The organism is Streptomyces sp. NPDC001668 (assembly GCF_042893155.1).
Lineage (GTDB): Bacteria > Actinomycetota > Actinomycetes > Streptomycetales > Streptomycetaceae > Streptomyces.
The window spans coordinates 577374-597305 of the sequence record NZ_JBIAUQ010000001.1; the positions used below are offsets into that span (position 1 = coordinate 577374).

A 19932-nucleotide genomic window follows, 5' to 3' on the forward strand; every position below is an offset into this window, starting at 1 on the left:
AGAGCGGCGCGGGGCGTGCCGTGCCGGCTGGAGGAGGAGCGTCGTGGAAGCAGTGATCGCAATCGTGGCCCTGCTTTTCGTGCTCTTCGTGGCGCTCGGCGCCTATGCGACGGTGAAGGTGGTCGGCGCCGCCAAGCGCGGTGTGGACCGCACCATCACCCAGGCCCGGCGTACGGTCGAGGACCACACCCTGCGCGCCAAGTCCTTCGCCCAGCTGGGCCCCGCGGGCGAACTGGCCCAGCTGCGGCTGAAGCTGCGCACCTCGATGCGGGCCACCCAGGACGCGCTGCACGCGGGCGCGGCCGAGGACGGATCGCTCAAGGAGTCCATCGGCCTCTTCCAGCGCCTGAGCGCCCACGGCCACGAACTTGACGGCGAGCTCAAGCGACTGGAGTCCGAGCCCGACCGGGCGACGCTCGCCGAGCGCCTGCCGGGCCTGCGGGAGCGCACCGAGCGCATCACACAGTCTGCCGACTCCCTGCGCTGGGCGGCCCGCGACCGCGCCCGCCGCTTCGCCGACGACGACCTGGACAGCCTGAGCGCGCAGATCGACGTCGAGTCCGGCGCCCTGCGGCACTGGACGACGACCGAGCCCGCCGCCGCACCACCCCCGTGGCCCGAGGCCCCCGCCGCCGACGCGAGCCCCGATCAGCAGACCTGGCCCGAGACGCCCCGCTCCCGCACCGCCGAGGAGCCGACGCGGCCCGCGATCACTCCGCCGGGCCCCCGCCCCACCTATCCCTGGCAGAAGAAACCCCGTCCGGAGAGCACGACTTGATCAGGACACGGCGGCCCCGGGTGACAGGGGCCGGGCTGCCACCCGGACGCTACGGCAGGTAACCTCCAGCTCATGTCCCGCCATGTCGCGATCGTCACGGATTCAACGGCCTACCTGCCGCAGGGGACGATGGCGCGGCACGGCATCACAGCGGTACCCCTGACCGTGGTCCTCGGTGACCGCGCGCTGGAAGAGGGCACCGAGATCACGGCCCGGTCGCTGGCCCAGGCGCTCCAGAAGCGACGCCCCGTCACCACCTCACGGCCCAGCCCCCAGGCCTTCGCGGAGCACTACCGCAAGGTCGCCGAGTCCGGCGCGACCGGCATCGTGTCGCTGCATCTGTCCGCCGAGCTCTCCGGCACCTACGACGCGGCGGTCATGGCGGCCCGTGAGGCGCCCGTGCCGGTGCGCGTGGTCGACACCGGCATGATCGCCATGGCTCTCGGTTTCTGCGCGCTCGCCGCCGCCGAGGCCGCGGAGACGGGCGGCACGGTCGACGAGGCGGTCACGGCCGCGGAGAAGCGGGCCGCGGGCACGTCCGCCTACTTCTACGTCGACACCCTCGACTATCTGCGCCGTGGCGGCCGGATCGGGGCCGCGCAGGCCCTCCTCGGTTCCGCGCTGGCCGTCAAGCCGCTGCTGAAGCTCGCCGGCGGACGGATCGAGCCCCTGGAGAAGGTGCGGACGGCGTCCAAGGCCATCGCCCGCCTGGAGGAGATCGCGGCCGAGCGGGCCGGCAGCGCGCCGGTCGACATCGCCGTGCACCATCTGTCCGCCCCGGACCGGGCGTCGGCCCTCGCCGACCGGCTGCGGGCACGGGTGACGGGCCTTGCCGACCTGCATGTGAGCGAGGTCGGTGCGGTGATCGGGGCGCACACGGGGCCCGGGTTGCTGGGGGTCGTGGTCTCGCCTCGGTGACGGCGGGTGAGACCAGAGGGTTCCTCACTCGACCGGGTGGCGGAGTTTTCCACAACCGGTGGGTAATCCCCGGGAATTGACCAAGATCATCGCGAGAGTGCGGATGTGCCCGATCCTCGGCGCATGGCACTTCGATCACACTCACGTACAGCAACGGCGGCCAGTGGGCCGGGCCGCGGCCCCCGTTCCGACGGACGTACACGGCACCGCCGCCGACCGCCCGCCACCCGGGGCCGGGGCAGGCACCGGCATGCTGCCTCAGCGGACGAACTCCAGCGGCGAGCGGAGGTGCTCTTCGCCGAACGGGCGGGGGAACGCAGGGACTCGGGGAAGGGACCTCCGTCGTCGGACCGGCCGGACGGGGGCGACGAGGAGGCGTGGGCCGGCGAAGGGGGCCGGCGGGAGCGGGCCGGGTTGGCTCTGCGGGAGCGGATGCCCGTGTGGCTGCAGGCCCGGTGCGGGCTGGAGCGGCGGAACGTGGCCGCGCTCTCGGTGCTGCTCGTCGTGGCCGCGGTCTTCGCCCTGCAGCACTTCTGGACGGGCCGTACACAGTCGGTCCAGGCACCCGAAGTGGTGCGAGCGGCGGCACCGTTCGGACAGAGCGGGGACAGCACGGAGAGCGGAGGAGGACGGCCAGGGGCTGCCGAGCCGGCCGTCCCGCGTGGCGTCTCGAACGCGCCGGGGGCGGCCGGGACCGAGATCGTCGTGGACGTCAGCGGAAAAGTCCGTGAGCCCGGGATCCAGCGGTTGCCGGCCGGTTCGAGGGTCGCGGACGCGCTGAAGGCGGCCGGTGGAGTGCGGCCCGGCACGAACACCGACCAGCTCAACCGCGCGCGGTTCCTCGTCGACGGCGAGCAGGTGGTGGTCGGCGGCCCGCCCGCACCCGGGCCCGGCACGGTCGGTCCGGTCACCGGCGGCCCGGCCGGTACGGCGGCGGCTCCGGTCTCGCTGAACACCGGCACGGTGGACCAGCTCGACACCCTGCCCGGCGTCGGCCCCGTCCTGGCCCAGCACATCGTCGACTACCGCACCCAGCACGGTGGCTTCCGCTCGGTGGACGAACTGCGTGAGGTCAACGGCATCGGCGACCGCCGCTTCGCCGATCTGCGGAATCTCGTACGGCCATGAGGCGCGGTCCGGACGTGCGGCGAAGGCAGGAGGACGAGGCGCGGGCACGGGCCGCCGTGCACGCTGCGTCAGGGAAACGGCTCGGGGACGCCCACCCCCGGCAGGAAGGGCCTGCGGACCTGCGTCTGGTACCGGCGGCGCTCGCGGCCTGGGTCACGGCCGCTGTGACCCTGGACGCCTCCTCGAGAGGGGTGATCGGGGCGGTGGCCGGCTGCCTGGGTCTGGCCTACGTGTTGCTGTCGGGACGGTGGCGCGGGGTGCGGGGCCTCGGGGACAGCCGCGTGCCGGTCGCCGCTGTGCTGCTCTGTGTCGCGGCGGCCGCCGTGTCCGCCGGGCTGCACGGGGCCGATGTGCGGCGGGGGCCGGTGCCCGAGCTGGCCCGGCAGTACGCCACCGTGACCGCCGAGGTCCGGGTGACCGCCGACCCCCGGCTGACCCGGCCGCGGATCACGGGGGACCACGCGGCCCCGACCGCCGTCGTCATCGGCGCCGATGTCCGGCGAGTGGAGACGGCCGACGGGAGGGTGGTCGCGACGCGGGCGCCGGTGCTGTTGATCGTCGACGCGCGTGCGGGAGCCGGCTCGGGTGCAGAGGCGACCGGTGCCGCTCGTCCAGGCAGCGGTGGGAGGACGTCCGGCTCGACGCCCGCCGTGGAAGGTCCGGCGCGATCGCCCTGGCTCGGGTTGCTGCCGTCCACGCGGGTGCGGGTCACCGCCCGTGTCGCGCCGCCGCTGGTCGGGGGAGACCGGGTCGCGGCCGTACTGCGGGTGCGGGACCGGGGAGGCCCCGAGGTCGTCGGGGAGGCGTCGGGGACGCAGCGGTTCGCGGGGCGGCTGAGGGCAGGGCTGCGGGAGGCCACCGACGGGTTGCCGGCGGATGCCCGGGCCCTGCTGCCGGGTCTGGTCGTCGGGGACACCGCTCGGATCACCCCCGAATTGGACGAGGCCTTCAAGGAGACCGACCTCGCGCACACCCTCGCCGTCTCCGGCAGCAACCTCACGATCCTGCTCGCCCTGCTCGTCGGGCCACCCGGACTCGCCCAACTCGCCGAACGCCGGGGACTGGCGCCCCGCCTAGGGGTGTCGCTGCGGGCGACCGCGCTGCTCGGCGGCGGGCTCACGCTGGGATTCGTCGTGGTGTGCCGGCCCGACCCGAGCGTGCTGCGGGCCGCCGCCTGCGGCGCCGTGGCACTGCTCGCCCTCGCGACCGGACGCCGCAGATCACTGATCCCGGCGCTGGCGACGGTCGTACTGCTGCTGGTGCTGTACGACCCGTGGCTGGCCCGCAGTTACGGCTTCCTGCTGTCCGTGCTGGCCACCGGGGCCCTGCTCACGGTCGCGCCGCGCTGGAGCCTGGCGTTGCGCCGGCGCCGGGTGCCGCCGCGGCTGGCGGAGGCGTTGGCCGCGGCGGCGGCCGCGCAGGCCCTGTGCGCGCCGGTGGTCGCCGTGCTGTCGGCGCGGGTGAGCCTGGTGGCGGTGCCGTGCAACCTGCTCGTGGAGTTCGCGGTCGCCCCGGCCACGGTGCTGGGCTTCGCGGCGCTGGCGACGGCACCCGTGGCGATGCCGGTGGCCAGGATGCTGGCCTGGTGCGCGAGTTGGCCCGCCGGGTGGATCGCGGACGTGGCCCGGACCGGGGCGTCGCTGCCCGGCGGGGGCGTGGACTGGCCGGGCAGCTGGGCGGGGGCGGGACTGCTCGCGCTCGTCACCGGGCTCGTGCTGCTCGCCGGGCGGCGGTTGCTGAGACACCCCTGGTGGTGTGCCGTCTGCGCGATGGTGTTCGTGCTGGCGGTCGTGCAACCGCCACCGCTGACCAGGGTGATCACGGGCTGGCCACCGCCGGGATGGCGGCTGGCGATGTGCGATGTGGGCCAGGGCGACGCGACGGTGCTTGCGGCGGGTGAGAGCACCGGCGTGGTCGTGGACGCCGGACCGGATCCGGCACTCGTCGACGGCTGTCTGCGCACGCTGGGCATCACCAAGGTGCCGCTCGTGGTGCTGACCCACTTCCACGCCGACCACGTGGCGGGGCTGGCCGGGGTGCTGCGGGGGCGGTCGGTGGGAGCGATCGAGACGACGGGGCTGGCGGAGCCCGCGGACCAGGCCGATTCCGTACGGCGCGAGGCGGCGGCCCGGCGCATTCCGGTGACGCGTGCCGTGGCCGGCGAGGAGCGGCGCACGGGGGCGTTGGCCTGGGAAGTGCTGTGGCCGCCGGCGGATCCGACGGCGGCCGCGGCGGCCGACGGGCCCAACGACTCCAGTGTCACGATGCTCGTACGGTCGGCCGGGCTGCGGTTCCTCCTGCTCGGGGACCTCGAACCCCCGGCCCAGCAGGAGTTGCTGAGATCACCTGCGGGTGCGCGGCTGGCCGGGGTGGACGTCCTCAAGGTCGCTCACCATGGTTCGGCCTACCAGGACCCGGAGCTGATACGCCGGGCCGCGCCTCGGCTCGCGCTCATCTCTGTCGGCGCCGACAACTCGTACGGCCATCCGGCTCCCGGGACGGTCGCCGCGCTGCGGGCCGGCGGCGCCGTGGTGCTGCGGACGGACCGGGACGGGGCGTTGGCGGTGGCCGGGACGGGTGGCGGAGACGGTCGTGACGGAGACGGTCGTGGCGGAGACGGTCGTGGTGGAGCGGGGGACGGAGGAGGTGGTGGCGTGGGCGGTGGGGAGCTGTGGGTGGCGCGAGACTGGAGGCATGAATCCCACACAGGTTGACGCATATCTCCGCCGCCTGGGAGTCCAGCACCCGGCGTGGCCCACCGTGGAGGTGCTGCGCGAACTGCAGCTGCGCCATCTGCAGACCGTGCCCTTCGAGAACCTGTCGGTCCACCTCGGCGAGGAGATCGTGCTGGAGGAGGAGCGGCTGGTGGAGAAGGTGGTGGGCGCGCGGAGGGGAGGGTTCTGTTACGAACTGAACGGGGCGTTCGGGGCGTTGCTGACCGCGCTCGGCTTCGACGTCACGCTGCTCGCGGGCCGGGTGTACGGGGACGAGGGACGGCTCGGGATCCCGTACGACCATCTCGCGCTGCGGGTGCGGACGGTGGACGGGGGCGAGTGGCTGGCCGATGTCGGGTTCGGGGCGCACAGCCACTACCCGTTGGTGTTCGGGGCGCGGGGTGAGCAGGAGGATCCCGGGGGCACCTTCCGGATCGTCGAGGCGGGGCCCGACGCGGCGGGGGTGCGGAGCGGGGACGGCGCGGTGACGAAGGGAGAGGGCGACGCCGCGGATCTGGATGTCGTCATGGGCGGCAGGAGCCAGTACCGGCTGGAGGTGCGGCCCCGGGTGCTCGGTGACTTCGTGGCCGGAGCCTGGTGGCACAGCACCTCGCCGGCCTCGCACTTCACGCAGTCCCTGGTGTGTTCGAGGGTGACGGAGGACGGCGGACGGATCACGCTCAGCGGGCGCGTCCTCAAGACGACGGGGGCCGACGGGACGCGGGAGGAACGGGAGTTGGAGACGGACGAGGAGGTGCTGGGGGTGTACCGGGAGAGGTTCGGCATCGAGCTGGGCCGGGTGCCGACGGTGCGGGATCGCGACCCCGGCGATCGCGACCGCCGCGGCTGATCCTCTCCGGGTTCCGGTACCGGGGTCACCGCCGCGCGCCCTACGGAGTGTCCGACCTGGAAAATGGTGCCGTGAGCGATGTGAGACATGTGCTGGTGCTGCCCGACCGGGACGCCGCGGAGGAGGTCGTCGAGGCGCTGGCGGAGCGGTTCGGGGTGCATGAGGAGCCGCAGGTCGTCCGGGACGCCCTGGCCGGGGAGGACGACGCCGAGGACGCGCAGTGGCTGGTGGTGCTGCGGGACGAGGCGGGGCGGCTGGACCCCGGGGAGCTGGAGGAGTTCGTGGGGGAGTGGGAGGGGTGGCGGGAGGAGCCGTGACGCCGCGCGGCTCGGCCGTGTGACCAGCCTCGTCGGCGCCCGCAGCCACGACGCTGTCAGTGCCCCGTGCCATGCTGTACGCGATGGCCAAGAAGACTGCTCATGACGACCTCCTCGCCCCCCTGACCCTTGCCGTGGGCCAGGAGGAGCTTCTGCTCGACCGGGCCGTGCAGGAGGTGGTCGCCGCCGCTCGGGCCGCTGACGCGGATACGGACGTTCGGGATCTGGCCCCGGAGCAGTTGCAGCCGGGGACGCTCGCGGAGTTGACCAGTCCGTCGCTGTTCGCGGAGCGCAAGGTCGTGGTCGTGCGCAATGCGCAGGACCTGTCCGCCGACACCGTCAAGGACGTGAAGGCGTATCTCGGGGCGCCCGCCGAGGAGATCACCCTCGTGCTGCTGCACGCGGGGGGAGCGAAGGGCAAGGCGCTGCTCGACGCCGCGCGGAAGGCGGGGGCCCGAGAGGTCGCCTGCCCGAAGATGACCAAGCCGGCGGACCGGCTGGCCTTCGTGCGGCAGGAGTTCCGGGCGACCGGGCGGTCCGCCACACCCGAGGCGTGTCAGGCGCTGGTCGACGCGATCGGGAGCGATCTGCGGGAGCTGGCGTCGGCCGTGTCCCAGTTGGTCGCCGATGTCGAGGGGACGATCGACGAGGCCGTGGTGGGGCGGTACTACACGGGCCGGGCCGAGGCCTCCAGCTTCACCGTCGCCGACCGGGCCGTGGAGGGACGGGCCGCGGAGGCGTTGGAGGCGCTCCGGTGGTCGTTGGCGACGGGGGTCGCGCCGGTCATGATCACCAGTGCGCTGGCGCAGGGTGTGCGGGCGATCGGGAAGCTCTCGTCGGCCCGGGGCGGCCGGCCCGCTGATCTCGCGCGCGAGCTGGGGATGCCGCCGTGGAAGATCGACCGGGTGCGGCAGCAGATGCGGGGGTGGACGCCGGACGGCGTCGCGGTCGCGCTGCGGGCCGTGGCCGAGGCGGACGCCGGGGTGAAGGGCGGCGGGGACGATCCCGAGTACGCCTTGGAGAAGGCCGTGGTGGCGATCGCCCGAGCGGCTCGGTCCCGGGGGCGGGGCTAGGGAGCGCGGTCCGGCGGCGGGGCGAGGTTGTTCGGCGGATGCGGGTGAGTGGGGGCTGGTCGCGCAGTTCCCGGCGCCCCTGAGTGGGTGCACGCGGCCCTCGCCATATCTGGACCCGGTCGCAGAGCCCGAGGAGAATCGGACACGTCAGCCGAACATCGCCGGGACACGGAAAGGTGGCGGTCGTCATGGCTGAGCATCCGCACGCAGCGCTCGTTCGTAAGGGGTTCGAGGCGTTCAGCCGCGGGGATCTCGACACTCTGCGGGAGTTGATCGCGAAGGACGCCACGCATCACGTGCCCGGCAGCCATCCGCTCTCCGGGGACTTCAAGGGCCAGGACGCGATCATCGACATGTACCAGAGGATCGGTGAGGCCACCGGTGGGTCGATGCGGCTGGAGATGCTCGGGATCGCCGTCGACGGGCGGGGGCACGCCGTCGGGATGTGCCGGGTCACCGCCGAGCGGAAGGGCCGGCGCCTGGACGACACCGGATGCATCGTCTTCCGGATCGTGGGAGACAAGGTCACCGACCTCGACGAGTGCGTCGAGGACATCGACAAGAGCAACGAGTTCTGGTCGGACTGACGTCCCGCCTTGTGTGCCGAAGGCCCCGGTCGCCCCGCCCTGGGGAAGGGCGCGGCACCGGGGCCTTCGGTTCAAGCTGTCGGAGTCACGCCCGCGTGGCGAACGCAGGCCGCGCGTGGCTCCTGGGGGCCGGTCGGGAGCGGAGGAGAGAGGGCCCGCTCGGGTCCTTCCGGCAGCTCGGTCCCGTAGGAAGGGGACCGGTCAGATCAGAAAGTCAGGCTTAGAGGCCCGCGACCTTCGAAGCAAGCGCCGACTTCTTGTTGGCGGCCTGGTTCTTGTGGATGACGCCCTTGGAGACGGCCTTGTCGAGCGCACGCGCAGCAGCGCGCTGGTACTCGGTGGCCTTCTCGACGTCACCCGCGGCAGCGGCCTCACGGGCCTTGCGGATCGCGGTCTTCAGGGAGGACTTGACGGCCTTGTTGCGCAGCCGGGCCTTCTCGTTGGTCTTGATCCGCTTGATCTGGGACTTGATGTTCGCCACGAATGAGCCTCTACAGGTTCAGGTACGGGGCCGTGCAGGACCCGTACCGGTGATTTTTCAGAGTGTGTGCCTCGCGCTGAGAGGGCATGAGGCACAGCCACCCAGACTACCAGCGGCCCCGCGGGTGGCCCAAACCGGTCCCCGGTCCCGGCCCGTGGGACCATGGAGGCTACGTATCGATCCGACCCGAGACCGCAGACACTGCGGACGCCTCAAGAATCAGGACCCTGCGTGCCCGCGATCCCCAGCCATGTGCCCGAGCCGAGCCGTACCGACCCGGCTCAGATCCGCAACTTCTGCATCATCGCGCACATCGACCACGGCAAGTCCACGCTCGCCGACCGGATGCTCCAGCTGACCGGTGTGGTCGACCAGCGCCAGATGCGTGCTCAGTACCTCGACCGCATGGACATCGAGCGTGAGCGCGGAATCACGATCAAGTCGCAGGCGGTGCGTCTGCCGTGGGCACCGACCGACGACAAGAGCAACACGCACATCCTCAACATGATCGACACCCCGGGGCACGTCGACTTCACCTACGAGGTCTCGCGGTCGCTCGCCGCCTGCGAGGGCACCGTCCTCCTCGTCGACGCCGCCCAGGGCATCGAGGCCCAGACCCTCGCCAACCTGTATCTGGCGATGGAGAACGACCTCACGATCATCCCCGTGCTCAACAAGATCGACCTGCCGGCCGCGCAGCCCGAGAAGTTCGCCGAGGAGCTCGCGAACCTCGTCGGCTGCGACCCGTCCGACGTGCTCAAGGTCTCCGCCAAGACCGGTCTCGGCGTCGACGCGCTGCTTGACCGGGTCGTCAAGGACGTCCCGGCCCCGGTCGGTGTCGCCGACGCCCCGGCCCGCGCGATGATCTTCGACTCGGTCTACGACTCCTACCGCGGTGTCGTGACGTACGTCCGTGTCATCGACGGCCAGCTCAACAAGCGCGAGCGCATCAAGATGATGTCGACCGGCGCCACCCACGAGCTGCTGGAGATCGGCACGAACTCGCCCGAGATGCTGGGCGCCGACGGCCTCGGCGTCGGTGAGGTGGGCTACCTCATCACCGGGGTGAAGGACGTCCGCCAGTCCAAGGTCGGTGACACCGTCACCAGCCAGCAGAAGGGGGCCACGGAGGCGCTCGGCGGGTACAAGGACCCGAAGCCGATGGTCTTCTCCGGCCTGTATCCGCTGGACGGCTCCGACTACCCCGAGCTGCGCGAGGCCCTCGACAAGCTCCAGCTCAACGACGCCGCGCTCGTCTACGAGCCGGAGACCTCCGCCGCGCTGGGCTTCGGCTTCCGTGTCGGGTTCCTGGGGTTGCTGCACCTCGACGTGATCCGCGAGCGGCTGGAGCGCGAGTTCGGGCTCGACCTCATCGCGACCGCGCCCAACGTGGTCTACCGGGTCGTGATGGAGGACGGCACCGAGCACACCGTCACCAACCCGAGCGAGTTCCCCGAGGGCAAGATCAACGAGGTGTACGAGCCCGTCGTACGCGCCACGATCCTCGCCCCGACCGAGTTCATCGGCGCGATCATGGAGCTGTGCCAGACCCGGCGCGGCACCCTGCTCGGCATGGACTACCTGTCCGAGGACCGGGTCGAGATCCGCTACACGCTCCCCCTCGCGGAGATCGTCTTCGACTTCTTCGACCAGCTGAAGTCGAAGACGCGCGGGTACGCCTCGCTGGACTACGAGCCCACCGGCGAGCAGACCTCCAGCCTGGTCAAGGTCGACATCCTGCTGCACGGCGACAAGGTCGACGCCTTCTCCGCCATCACGCACAAGGACGCGGCCTACGCCTACGGTGTGCGGCTCGTGGCCAAGCTGCGCGAGCTCATTCCGCGGCAGGCCTTCGAGGTGCCGATCCAGGCGGCCATCGGCTCCCGGGTCATCGCCCGCGAGACCATCCGCGCCATCCGCAAGGACGTCCTCGCCAAGTGCTACGGCGGTGACATCTCCCGGAAGCGGAAGCTGCTGGAGAAGCAGAAGGAAGGCAAGAAGCGGATGAAGATGGTGGGTTCCGTGGAGGTTCCGCAGGAGGCCTTCATCGCCGTGCTGTCCAGCGATGACAGCGCGGGGTCGGGCAAGGGCAAGAAGTAACCGCGGGTTACAGGCGGTTACCCGCCGAATCGGATGGAAAGGGGTCCGTCGTGCGAAAAGTGCGGCGGGCCCCTACGCGTGCGTAACGTCGCGCTCTGTAGGAAGTGACAGGCCGCCGCCCCTTACGAACGGGTCGGCCGCGCTTTACTCTGATCTCTGCTCGATAGTTACTCGCGAGTTAAACAACAGCCGCAAACCTGAGAGCCAGCCGCACTGTCGCGGGCCCCGGAGGATGTCGTGAGCGACACACAGACACTGATCGAGAACCGCCCGCCGAGTGTGGCGACCCTCTTCCTGGAGCGTGTTGCGAGCACACCGGACGCCGAGGCGTACCGCTACCCGGTGCCGGCCTCGGGCCAGGGGCCGGACGAGTGGAAGTCGCTCACCTGGGCGCAGACCGCGGAGCGGGTGCACGCCATCGCGGCCGGGCTGATCGAGCTGGGGGTGCAGCCCGAGCAGCGGGTCGCCCTCGCCTCCTCGACCCGCCTCGAATGGATCCTCACGGACCTCGGCATCATGTGCGCCGGCGCCGCCACGACCACGGTCTACCCGCAGACCAACGCCGACGAGTCGGCGTTCATCCTCTCCGACTCCGAGAGCCGGGTGCTGATCGCGGAGGACGCGGCCCAGCTGGCCAAGGCGGTCGAGAAGCGCGGTGAGCTGCCCGCGCTGACGAACGTCGTGGTGATCGACCCGGCCGGGGTCGAGACCAGCGACTTCGTGCTCACGCTCACCGAGCTGGAGGCCCGGGGCGCCGCCCGCCTCGAGAAGGACCCCGACCTGATCAAGGAGCGGGTCGGCGCGATCACCAAGGACCAGCTCGCCACGCTGATCTACACCTCCGGCACCACCGGCCGTCCCAAGGGCGTACGGCTGCCCCACGACAACTGGGCGTACATGGCGAAGGCGATCGCCGCCACCGGGCTGATCAGCGGCGAGGACGTGCAGTACCTGTGGCTGCCGCTGGCGCACGTCTTCGGCAAGGTGCTCACCTCCGGGCAGATCGAGGTCGGTCACGTCACCGCCGTCGACGGCCGCGTCGACAAGATCATCGAGAATCTGCCGGTCGTGCAGCCGACGTACATGGCGGCCGTCCCGCGCATCTTCGAGAAGGTCTACAACGGGGTCGCGGCGAAGGCCCGGGCGGGCGGCGGCGCCAAGTACAAGATCTTCCAGTGGGCCGCCGAGGTGGGCCGTGAGTACGCCAAGGCCACCCAGGACAACTTCCGGCGCACCGGGGTCGCCTCGGCGCCCTTCGGGCTGAGCGCCAAGCACAAGGTGGCCGACGCGCTGGTCTTCGCGAAGATCCGGGAGGCGTTCGGCGGCAACCTGCGGGCCTGTGTCTCCGGCTCCGCCGCGCTCGCGCCCGAGATCGGCTACTTCTTCGCCGGCGCCGGCATCCACATCCTTGAGGGCTACGGCCTCACGGAGTCCTCGGCGGCCTCCTTCGTGAACCCGGGCGAGGCCTACCGCACGGGCACGGTCGGCAAGCCGCTGCCCGGCACGGAGGTCCGTATCGCGGACGACGGGGAGATCCTGCTGCGCGGCCCCGGGATCATGGAGGGGTACCACGGGCTGCCCGAGAAGACGGCCGAGGTGCTTGAGGCCGACGGGTGGTTCCACACCGGGGACATCGGTGAGCTGTCGCCCGACGGGTATCTGCGGATCACCGACCGCAAGAAGGACCTGATCAAGACGTCCGGCGGCAAGTACATCGCGCCCGCCGAGGTCGAGGGGCAGTTCAAGGCGGTGTGCCCGTACGTGTCCAACATCCTGGTGCACGGGGCGGACCGGAACTTCTGCACCGCGCTCATCGCGCTGGACGAGGTGTCGATCCTGGAGTGGGCCAAGGAGAACGGGCTCGAAGGGAAGTCGTACGCGGAGGTCGTCGCCGCGCCGGCCACGGTGTCCATGGTCGAGGGGTATGTGAAGCAGCTCAACGAGGGGCTTCAGCGGTGGCAGACGATCAAGAAGTTCCGGTTGCTGCCGCGGGATCTCGATGTGGAGCACGGGGAGATCACGCCGAGTCTGAAGCTGAAGCGGCCTGTTGTGGAGCGGGAGTACAAGGGGCTCATCGAGGAGATGTACGCGGGGTCTCGGGAGGCGTAGCGCGTCTGGGGAGGGGTGGCGGGGACTGCTTGGCGGCTTGCGGTGCGTCGTGGCTTGTCGCGCAGTTCCCCGCGCCCCTGAAAGACCTCAGCGTTTCTCCAGAAGGTGCCGGAGCTCCTTCACCTGCAAACGCTGGGTCTCCGTCAACTCGTCCTCCAGGGCCGCCAGTCGCCTGTTCACTTCCTGGTAGTCCGCCCGTTGCCGGGCCAGCAACCGCTCCAACTGTCGGTTCTTCCTGTGTAGTTCCAGGAACACGCTCACCTTCGCCCGCAGCACCCACGGGTCGAACGGCTTGGTCAGATAGTCCGCCGCCCCCGTCGCGTAGCCGCGGAAGGCGTAGCCCGAGTCGTCGTCCGTGCCCGTGAGGAAGATGATCGGGACGTCCTTCGTCTGGTCCAGGCGTTTGATGTTCGCCGCCGTCTCGAAGCCGTCCATGCCCGGCATGCGCACGTCCAGCAGGACCAGGGCGAACTGGCGGCGGAGCAGGGCCTTCATCGCCTCCTCGCCCGAACGGGCGCGGACGAGTGGTTCGTTGAGGGACCCCAGGACCGCCTCCAGCGCGATCAGGTTGTCCTCCATGTCGTCGACAAGGAGGATGCAGGCACCGTCGTCGGTCCTTGCCTCAGCGTTCATGTGACTGCCTCATTCAGTCGTCGGTGGGCTGAACCACCGCCTCCTCGGCGTCGGTCCGCTCCTGGGTCCGAGCGCCCTCGGGGTCCAGGAGCGCGCATACGACGGTCAGCAGCTGGTCGACGTCCACCGGCTTGGGTGCGTAGTCGTTGGCGCCGCGCGCGATCGACTTCTCGCGGTCTCCGGGCATCGCCTTCGCGGTGAGCGCGACGATGGGCAGCCCGGTCCAGCGCGAGGTACGGCGGATGGCGGCGATGGTCTCGTAGCCGTCCATCTCCGGCATCATGATGTCCATCAGGACGAGTTCGACGTCCGGGTTGCGCTCCAGGGTCTCGATGCCCTCGCGGCCGTTCTCCGCGTACAGGACCGGCATGCCGACCCGGCCCAGCACATGGGTGAGGGCGAAGACGTTGCGGATGTCGTCGTCGACGATCAGTACCCGGCGGCCGGGCAGCACCTGCCCCGCCCGGCCCGCCTTCCACGCCTCCAGTTTGGTGGGCGCGGGCCACGAGTCCTCGGCGTCGTGGGCGGTCGGGTAGGGCTCGGTGGACAGGTCGTCCGGGGCCGGCAGCGCACGCTCCTCGGTGGTCGGGCCGGTCGCGGTGTGGCCGGGGCTGACGACGGGGACGTAGAGCGTGAAGGTGGAGCCCTTGCCGGGTTCGCTCTCGGCGACGATACGGCCGCCCAGCAGGCCCGCGATCTCCCGGCTGATGGAGAGGCCGAGCCCGGTGCCGCCGTACTTGCGGTTGGTCGTGCCGTCGGCCTGCTGGAACGCCTCGAAGATCACCGGGAGTTTCTCGCGGGCGATGCCGATACCGGTGTCGGAGACCGCGAAGGCGACCACGTCGTCGCTGTCGTGGACGTACCGGTGCTCGGGGTCCTTGATGCGGGTCACGCGCAGCTCGACCCGCCCGCTGGCGGTGAACTTGATCGCGTTGGAGAGCAGGTTGCGCAGGATCTGCTGGAGGCGCTGTTCGTCCGAGTACATCTCGCGCGGCACGGCCTCGCCGACCGCCACCTCGAAGGCGAGCCCCCGGTCCAGGGTGAGCGGGCGGAACGTGGCGTGGACGTAGTCGAGCAGCTTGATCAGCGGCAGCTTCTTCGGGCGTACGTCCATCCGGCCGGCCTCGATCTTCGACAGGTCCAGGATGTCGTTGATCAGCTGGAGCAGGTCGGATCCGGAGCGGTGGATCGTCGTCGCGAACTGGACTTCCTGGTCGGAGAGATGGCCGTCCGGGTTGTCGGAGAGCAGCCTGGCCAGGATCAGCAGGGAGTTCAGCGGGGTGCGCAGCTCGTGGGACATGTTCGCCAGGAACTCCGACTTGTACTGGGACGAGGTGGCCAACAGGGCCGCCTTCTCCTCCAGTTCGGCGTTCGAGCGCTGCAACTCGGCCTGCTGCATCTGGAGTTCGTCCGAGCGCTCCTGGAGCTGCATCGCGAGGCGTTGGGACTCGCCCAGCAGGGACTCGGTGCGGGAGTTGGCGATGATGGTGTTGATGGCGACGCCGATGGTGTTCACGAACTGGTCGAAGAAGGCCAGGTGGACGTCGGAGAAGCGGGAGAAGGACGCCAGCTCGATCACGCCGAGGAGTTTGTCCTCGAAGAGGATCGGGATGATCACGACACTGGCGGGAGCTGCCTCCCCCAGACCGCTGTTGATCTTGATGTAGTCCGGCGGGGCCTCCTCCACCAGGATCCGCTTCTTCTCGCGGGCCGCCTGCCGCACCAGCCCGTGGACCGGCATGCCGCCGGTGTCCACGGTCGCGCCCTGCGCCGAGCCGTAGCCGGCGATGAACGCCAGTCCCTTTGCCGGAACGGTTGTGCGGAGAGAGGCGCCGTCCTCGTCCGGGTCGGCCAGGAAGAACGCGCCGTACTGGGCGTTCACCAGCGGGGTCAGCTCGCGCAGGATCAGGTCGGCGACCTCCATCAGGTCCCGGTGGCCCTGCATCAGGGCGGCGAGGCGCGCGAGGTTGGACTCCAGCCAGTCCTTGGCCCGGGTCGTCTCGCGGAGGTTGGCCACCATCAGGTTGATGTTGTCCTTGAGCTCGGTGACCTCGCCCTGGGTCTCCACGGTGATGGCGCGGGACATGTCGCCCTGGGCCACCGCGGAGGCGACCTCGGCGATCGCGCGGACCTGGGTGGTCAGGTTGGAGGCGAGTTCGTTCACGTTGGTCGTCAGCCGCTTCCAGGTGCCGTACACGCCCTCGACCCGTGCCTGGCCGCCGAGTCGCCCTTCGGAACCGACTTCGCGGGCCACGCGGGTGACCTCGGAGGAGAAGGAGGAGAGCGTGTCGACCATGGTGTTGATGGCGGTCTTCAGCTCCAGGATCTCGCCGCGCGCGTCCACGTCGATCTTCTTGGACAGGTCGCCGTTGGCCACGGCCGTGGTCACCTGGGCGATGTTGCGGACCTGCGAAGTGAGGTTGTCGGCCATGTAGTTGACGTTGTCCGTCAGGTCCCGCCAGACCCCGGAGACCCCAAGGACCTGGGCCCGGCCGCCCAGCCGGCCGTCGGTGCCGACCTCGCGGGCCACCCGGGTCACCTCGTCGGCGAAGGCCCGCAGCTGCTCCACCATCGTGTTGACGGTGTCCTTCAGTTCGAGGATCTCGCCGCGGGCGTCGACGGTGATCTTCTTGGAGAGGTCGCCGTTGGCGACGGCGGTCGTCACCTGGGCGATGTTGCGGACCTGCGACGTCAGGTTCAGGGCCATGAAGTTGACGTTGTCGGTGAGGTCCTTCCAGACCCCGGACACGCCCCGCACCTGCGCCTGCCCGCCGAGGTTGCCCTCGGTGCCGACTTCCCGGGCGACGCGGGTCACCTCGTCGGCGAAGGCGGAGAGCTGGTCGACCATGGTGTTGATGGTCGACTTCAGCTCCAGGATCTCGCCCTTCGCCTCCACGGTGATCTTCTTGCCGAGGTCGCCCTGGGCCACCGCCGTCGACACCAGCGCGATGTTGCGGACCTGCGACGTCAGGTTGTCGGCCATGAAGTTGACGTTGTCGGTGAGGTCCTTCCAGACCCCGCTCACACCCCGCACCTGAGCCCGGCCACCGAGGTTGCCCTCGGTGCCGACTTCCCGGGCGACGCGGGTCACCTCGTCGGCGAAGGCGGAGAGCTGGTCGACCATGGTGTTGATGGTCGACTTGAGCTCCAGGATCTCGCCCTGTGCGTCGACGGTGATCTTCTGACTCAGGTCGCCGTTCGCCACGGCCGTCGTCACCTGGGCGATGTTCCGTACCTGCGACGTCAGGTTCGACGCCATGAAGTTGACGTTGTCGGTGAGGTCCTTCCAGACCCCGGACACCCCGCGCACCTGGGCCCGGCCGCCCAACTGCCCCTCGGTGCCGACCTCCCGGGCCACCCGGGTCACCTCGTCGGCGAAGGCCGAGAGCTGGTCGACCATCGTGTTCACGGTCAGCTTCAGTTCGAGCAGCTCGCCCGTCGCCTCGACCGTGACCGTCCGGGTCAGGTCGCCGCGGGCCACCGCCGTCGTCACCAGGGCGATGTCCCGGACCTGGGCGGTCAGCCGGGAGGCCATGGTGTTGACCGCCTCGGTCACGTCCCGCCAACTGCCCGACAGCCCCGTCACCTTGGCCCGACCGCCGAGCCGCCCCTCGGTGCCGACCTCGCGGGCCACCCGGGTCACCTCGCCGGTGAACAGGGAGAGCTGGTCGACCATCTTGTTCACGGCCCGGCCCAGACGCCGTAGATCACCGCGCAACTGCCGGTTGCCGTCGTGCAGATCGACCCGCTGGGTCAGGTCGCCGCCGGCCACCGCGTCCAGCACCCGGGTCGCGTTGGTGGCCGGGGCCACCAGGGCGTCGAGCAGTTGGTTCACGTCGTTGACCCGGGAGGTCCACGAGCCCTGCCCCGGGCTGGGGGAGAGCCGTTCGTCGAGCCGGCCGTGCCGCACCAGCTCCCGCTTGACCCGGTTGACCTCGCCGGTGAAGTGGAGGTTGCGGTCCACCAGCTGGTTGAAGACAGCGGTCAGTTCGGCCACTATTCCGTCGCCGGAGTCCGGCATCCGGCGGAAGTCGCCGTCCCGGGCAGCGGTCATCGCGGCGAGCAGGGGACGCAGATCCGATGCTCGAATCCGGTCGGCATGCTGTCCTTCTTCGAGCACAGGCGTACCACTGTTCTCACTCATGGCGGCCCACTTCGGTAACTCGGCGCTTATGGGCGTGGCCAGTCTGTCACTCTGTCCGCATCGACTGAGGCGTATTCGTCCGAACTGCTCGGGGAGACGGACATGGGGGCCATTCCTGCGCAACGGGAGTCCGTTGCCCGCACGGCCGATCCGCCCGTGCGCGGCGACGGCACGCCCCCGCATGCCCCGGCGCACGCCCACGCCACCTTCCCCGGCGGTCCGCTCGCCCCGGGCTCGGCCCGGGCCCTGGTACGGGCGACGTTCGCCGAATGGGCAGAACTCGCCCTGCCCGGCACCGAGTTCCTCACCGACCGGCAGGCCGACGACGCCGTGGTCGTGGTCAGCGAACTCGTCACCAACGCCGTGGTGCACGCGGGCACCGACGTCGAGCTGGAGTGCCGCCTGGAGGCGCACACCGGCGCCCTCGTCGTCGAGGTCCTCGACCACCACCCCTCGCGCGCCCCACGCGACGGCGACGCCGAACCGTCGTACGGCACACCGGAGTACGGGCGCGGACTGCGCCTGGTCGCCGCCCTCGCCGAGACCTGGGGCATCACCTACCGCACCGGCGCCAAGACCGTGTGGGCGCAACTGCCGCCCGGCGGCAAGGAGGCCCTCGACGGGATCCAGGCGTACGCAGGGGAGAACGCGCACGAGCAGGGGCTGCGAGTGGCCGGGATACTCGCCCCCGAACCGCCCCCGCCCCCCGAGCGGACCGCACCCGCCGCTCGCGGTGAGCCGGACCCGGACTGGCTCGACCGCGGTGCCCTCTCCTTCCTCGCCGAGGCCTCCGACCTGCTCGCCGGGCAGCTCGACGAGAACCTGGTCGCCGCGCTCGCCGGCCAGCTGATCGTGCCGCGGCTGGCCGACTGGTGCGCGGTGTGGCTGGAGGACGAGGTCGCCGGACGCTGGGGGTCCCTCCGACCGGGTGAGGACGGGAGCGGGGCGGGCTGGGGCGAGGCCGGCGTGCCCGGGCCCCGGCTGGCCAGGGTGTGGCACTGCTCCGAGAACCGTATCGAGGACCTGCGGCGGGCGCTGGAGAAGGAGCCGCCTGGCCTCGCCGGGCCGGACCACCCCGGCCCCGTGCCGTTCCCCTGGCCCGGCGGGGCACTCGGCCCGCACGGCACCCACGGCTCCGCGCTCGCCTACCGCCTCACCGCCGGCGGCCGCCCGCTGGGCACCCTGGTCATCGGCCGGGCCGGCCTGTTCTCCTTCCCCGACGAGATCACCGGGCTCGTCGAGGACCTCAGCCGCCGGGTCGCGCTCGCCATCGGCGCGGCCCGCCAGTACGCGCGCCAGGCCACCATCAGTGCTGTGCTCCAGCGCGGCCTGTTGCCCGGCGCGGTCGCCGAGATACCCGGAGTGCGCAGCGCCCTGGTGTACGAGCCGTACGACAAGGGCGGACCCAGCGGCGACTTCTACGACCTCTTCCCGGCGGGCGACGGCCGCTGGTGCTTCGCGGTCGGCGACGTCCAGGGCAAGGGCCCCGAGGCCGCCGTGGTGATCGGCCTGGCCCGGCCCTGGCTGCGGCTGCTGGCCCGCGAGGGCTACCGCGTCGCCGACGTCCTGGACCGTCTCAACCAGCTGCTCCTCGACGACGCGACGGAGGCCGCGGACGCCGCCGCACGAGCCCTGGCGGCCGCGGGCGGACGCCCCACGCACCCCGGCGACGGCCCGCAGACCCGCTTCCTGTCCCTCCTGTACGGCGAGCTCGCGCCCTTCGACGGCGGAGTGCGCTGCACCCTCGCCTCCGCCGGTCATCCGCTGCCGCTGCTGCTCGGGGCGGGCGGCGAGGTCCGTACGGTCGCGCGGCCGCAGACCCTGCTCGGAGTGGTCGAGGACGAGACGTACACCAGTGAGACCTTCGAGCTGCGGCCCGGCGACAGCCTGCTCTGCGTCACCGACGGGGTGACCGAGCGGCGCAGCGGCCCCCGGCAGTTCGACGACGAGGACGGGCTCGCGGACGCGCTCGCCGGGTGCGCGGGACTGGACGCCGAGCTGATCGCGGAGCGCATCAAGCGGCTGGTCCACGAGTTCGGGGCACGGCCCCCGGAGGACGATCTGGCGCTGCTGGTGCTCCAGGCGGAGTAGGTGTCCGCC

14 protein-coding genes are annotated in these 19932 nt (G+C 71.2%); 11 read left to right on the forward strand and 3 right to left on the reverse strand.

Annotation, left to right across the window (positions count from 1 at the left end):
* The first annotated feature begins 43 nt into the window (after positions 1–43).
* From ACFYZ8_RS02585 to ACFYZ8_RS02620, 8 genes are all read left to right on the forward strand, one after another.
* Positions 44–778: a hypothetical protein gene (locus ACFYZ8_RS02585; protein WP_388536765.1), complete on the forward strand. Its 735-nt coding sequence runs from the start codon at positions 44–46 to the stop codon at positions 776–778.
* Between the two features lie 72 nt (positions 779–850).
* Positions 851–1696 (forward strand): DegV family protein, encoded by an 846-nt coding sequence (locus tag ACFYZ8_RS02590; RefSeq protein ID WP_388536767.1) that lies wholly within the window; start codon positions 851–853, stop codon positions 1694–1696.
* 123 nt (positions 1697–1819) lie between these two features.
* Positions 1820–2824, forward strand: a complete 1005-nt coding sequence (locus tag ACFYZ8_RS02595; protein WP_388536769.1) for a helix-hairpin-helix domain-containing protein — start codon at positions 1820–1822, stop codon at positions 2822–2824.
* A complete protein-coding gene (locus tag ACFYZ8_RS02600; RefSeq protein WP_388536770.1) occupies positions 2821–5538 on the forward strand; it encodes a ComEC/Rec2 family competence protein in 2718 nt (905 codons plus the stop codon). Before ACFYZ8_RS02595 ends, ACFYZ8_RS02600 begins: the two co-directional genes overlap by 4 nt.
* Complete coding sequence (locus tag ACFYZ8_RS02605; protein WP_388536772.1) at positions 5519–6388, forward strand: arylamine N-acetyltransferase; 870 nt, start codon at positions 5519–5521, stop codon at positions 6386–6388. The genes ACFYZ8_RS02600 and ACFYZ8_RS02605 overlap by 20 nt, the downstream gene beginning before the upstream one ends.
* Before the next feature lie 71 nt (positions 6389–6459).
* The gene (locus ACFYZ8_RS02610) at positions 6460–6705 is read left to right on the forward strand and encodes a hypothetical protein (protein WP_359037433.1); all 246 of its coding nucleotides are present in this window, start codon (positions 6460–6462) and stop codon (positions 6703–6705) included.
* An 83-nt stretch (positions 6706–6788) separates the two neighbouring features.
* A complete protein-coding gene (gene holA / locus ACFYZ8_RS02615; protein WP_359037431.1) occupies positions 6789–7778 on the forward strand; it encodes a DNA polymerase III subunit delta in 990 nt (329 codons plus the stop codon).
* 188 nt (positions 7779–7966) lie between these two features.
* On the forward strand, positions 7967–8365 hold the full coding sequence (locus ACFYZ8_RS02620) for a nuclear transport factor 2 family protein (protein ID WP_388536774.1): 399 nt from the start codon (positions 7967–7969) through the stop codon (positions 8363–8365).
* Positions 8366–8585: 220 nt separating this feature from the next.
* Here ACFYZ8_RS02620 and rpsT read toward each other — a convergent pair whose 3' ends face one another.
* Positions 8586–8846, reverse strand: a complete 261-nt coding sequence (rpsT, locus tag ACFYZ8_RS02625; RefSeq protein ID WP_007381959.1) for a 30S ribosomal protein S20 — start codon at positions 8844–8846, stop codon at positions 8586–8588.
* Positions 8847–9077: 231 nt separating this feature from the next.
* Between rpsT and lepA the strand changes: the two genes are divergently transcribed.
* Both lepA and ACFYZ8_RS02635 read left to right on the forward strand, forming a co-directional pair.
* The gene (gene lepA / locus ACFYZ8_RS02630) at positions 9078–10946 is read left to right on the forward strand and encodes a translation elongation factor 4 (RefSeq protein WP_388536776.1); all 1869 of its coding nucleotides are present in this window, start codon (positions 9078–9080) and stop codon (positions 10944–10946) included.
* A 237-nt stretch (positions 10947–11183) separates the two neighbouring features.
* Positions 11184–13055 carry an AMP-dependent synthetase/ligase gene (locus tag ACFYZ8_RS02635; protein ID WP_359037424.1) on the forward strand — a complete coding sequence of 624 codons (1872 nt, stop codon included), beginning with the start codon at positions 11184–11186 and terminating at the stop codon, positions 13053–13055.
* Positions 13056–13142: 87 nt separating this feature from the next.
* On the opposite strand, the gene ACFYZ8_RS02640 is transcribed toward ACFYZ8_RS02635, so the two are convergent.
* Both ACFYZ8_RS02640 and ACFYZ8_RS02645 read right to left on the reverse strand, forming a co-directional pair.
* Positions 13143–13688, reverse strand: a complete 546-nt coding sequence (locus ACFYZ8_RS02640; RefSeq protein WP_388536777.1) for a two-component system response regulator — start codon at positions 13686–13688, stop codon at positions 13143–13145.
* Positions 13689–13701: 13 nt separating this feature from the next.
* Positions 13702–17832, reverse strand: coding sequence for a HAMP domain-containing protein (locus tag ACFYZ8_RS02645; RefSeq protein ID WP_388536779.1), 4131 nt, complete (start codon positions 17830–17832; stop codon positions 13702–13704).
* Positions 17833–17934: 102 nt separating this feature from the next.
* On the opposite strand from ACFYZ8_RS02645, the gene ACFYZ8_RS02650 reads away from it, so the two are divergent.
* A complete protein-coding gene (locus tag ACFYZ8_RS02650; RefSeq protein WP_388536781.1) occupies positions 17935–19923 on the forward strand; it encodes a SpoIIE family protein phosphatase in 1989 nt (662 codons plus the stop codon).
* Positions 19924–19932: the final 9 nt, after the last annotated feature.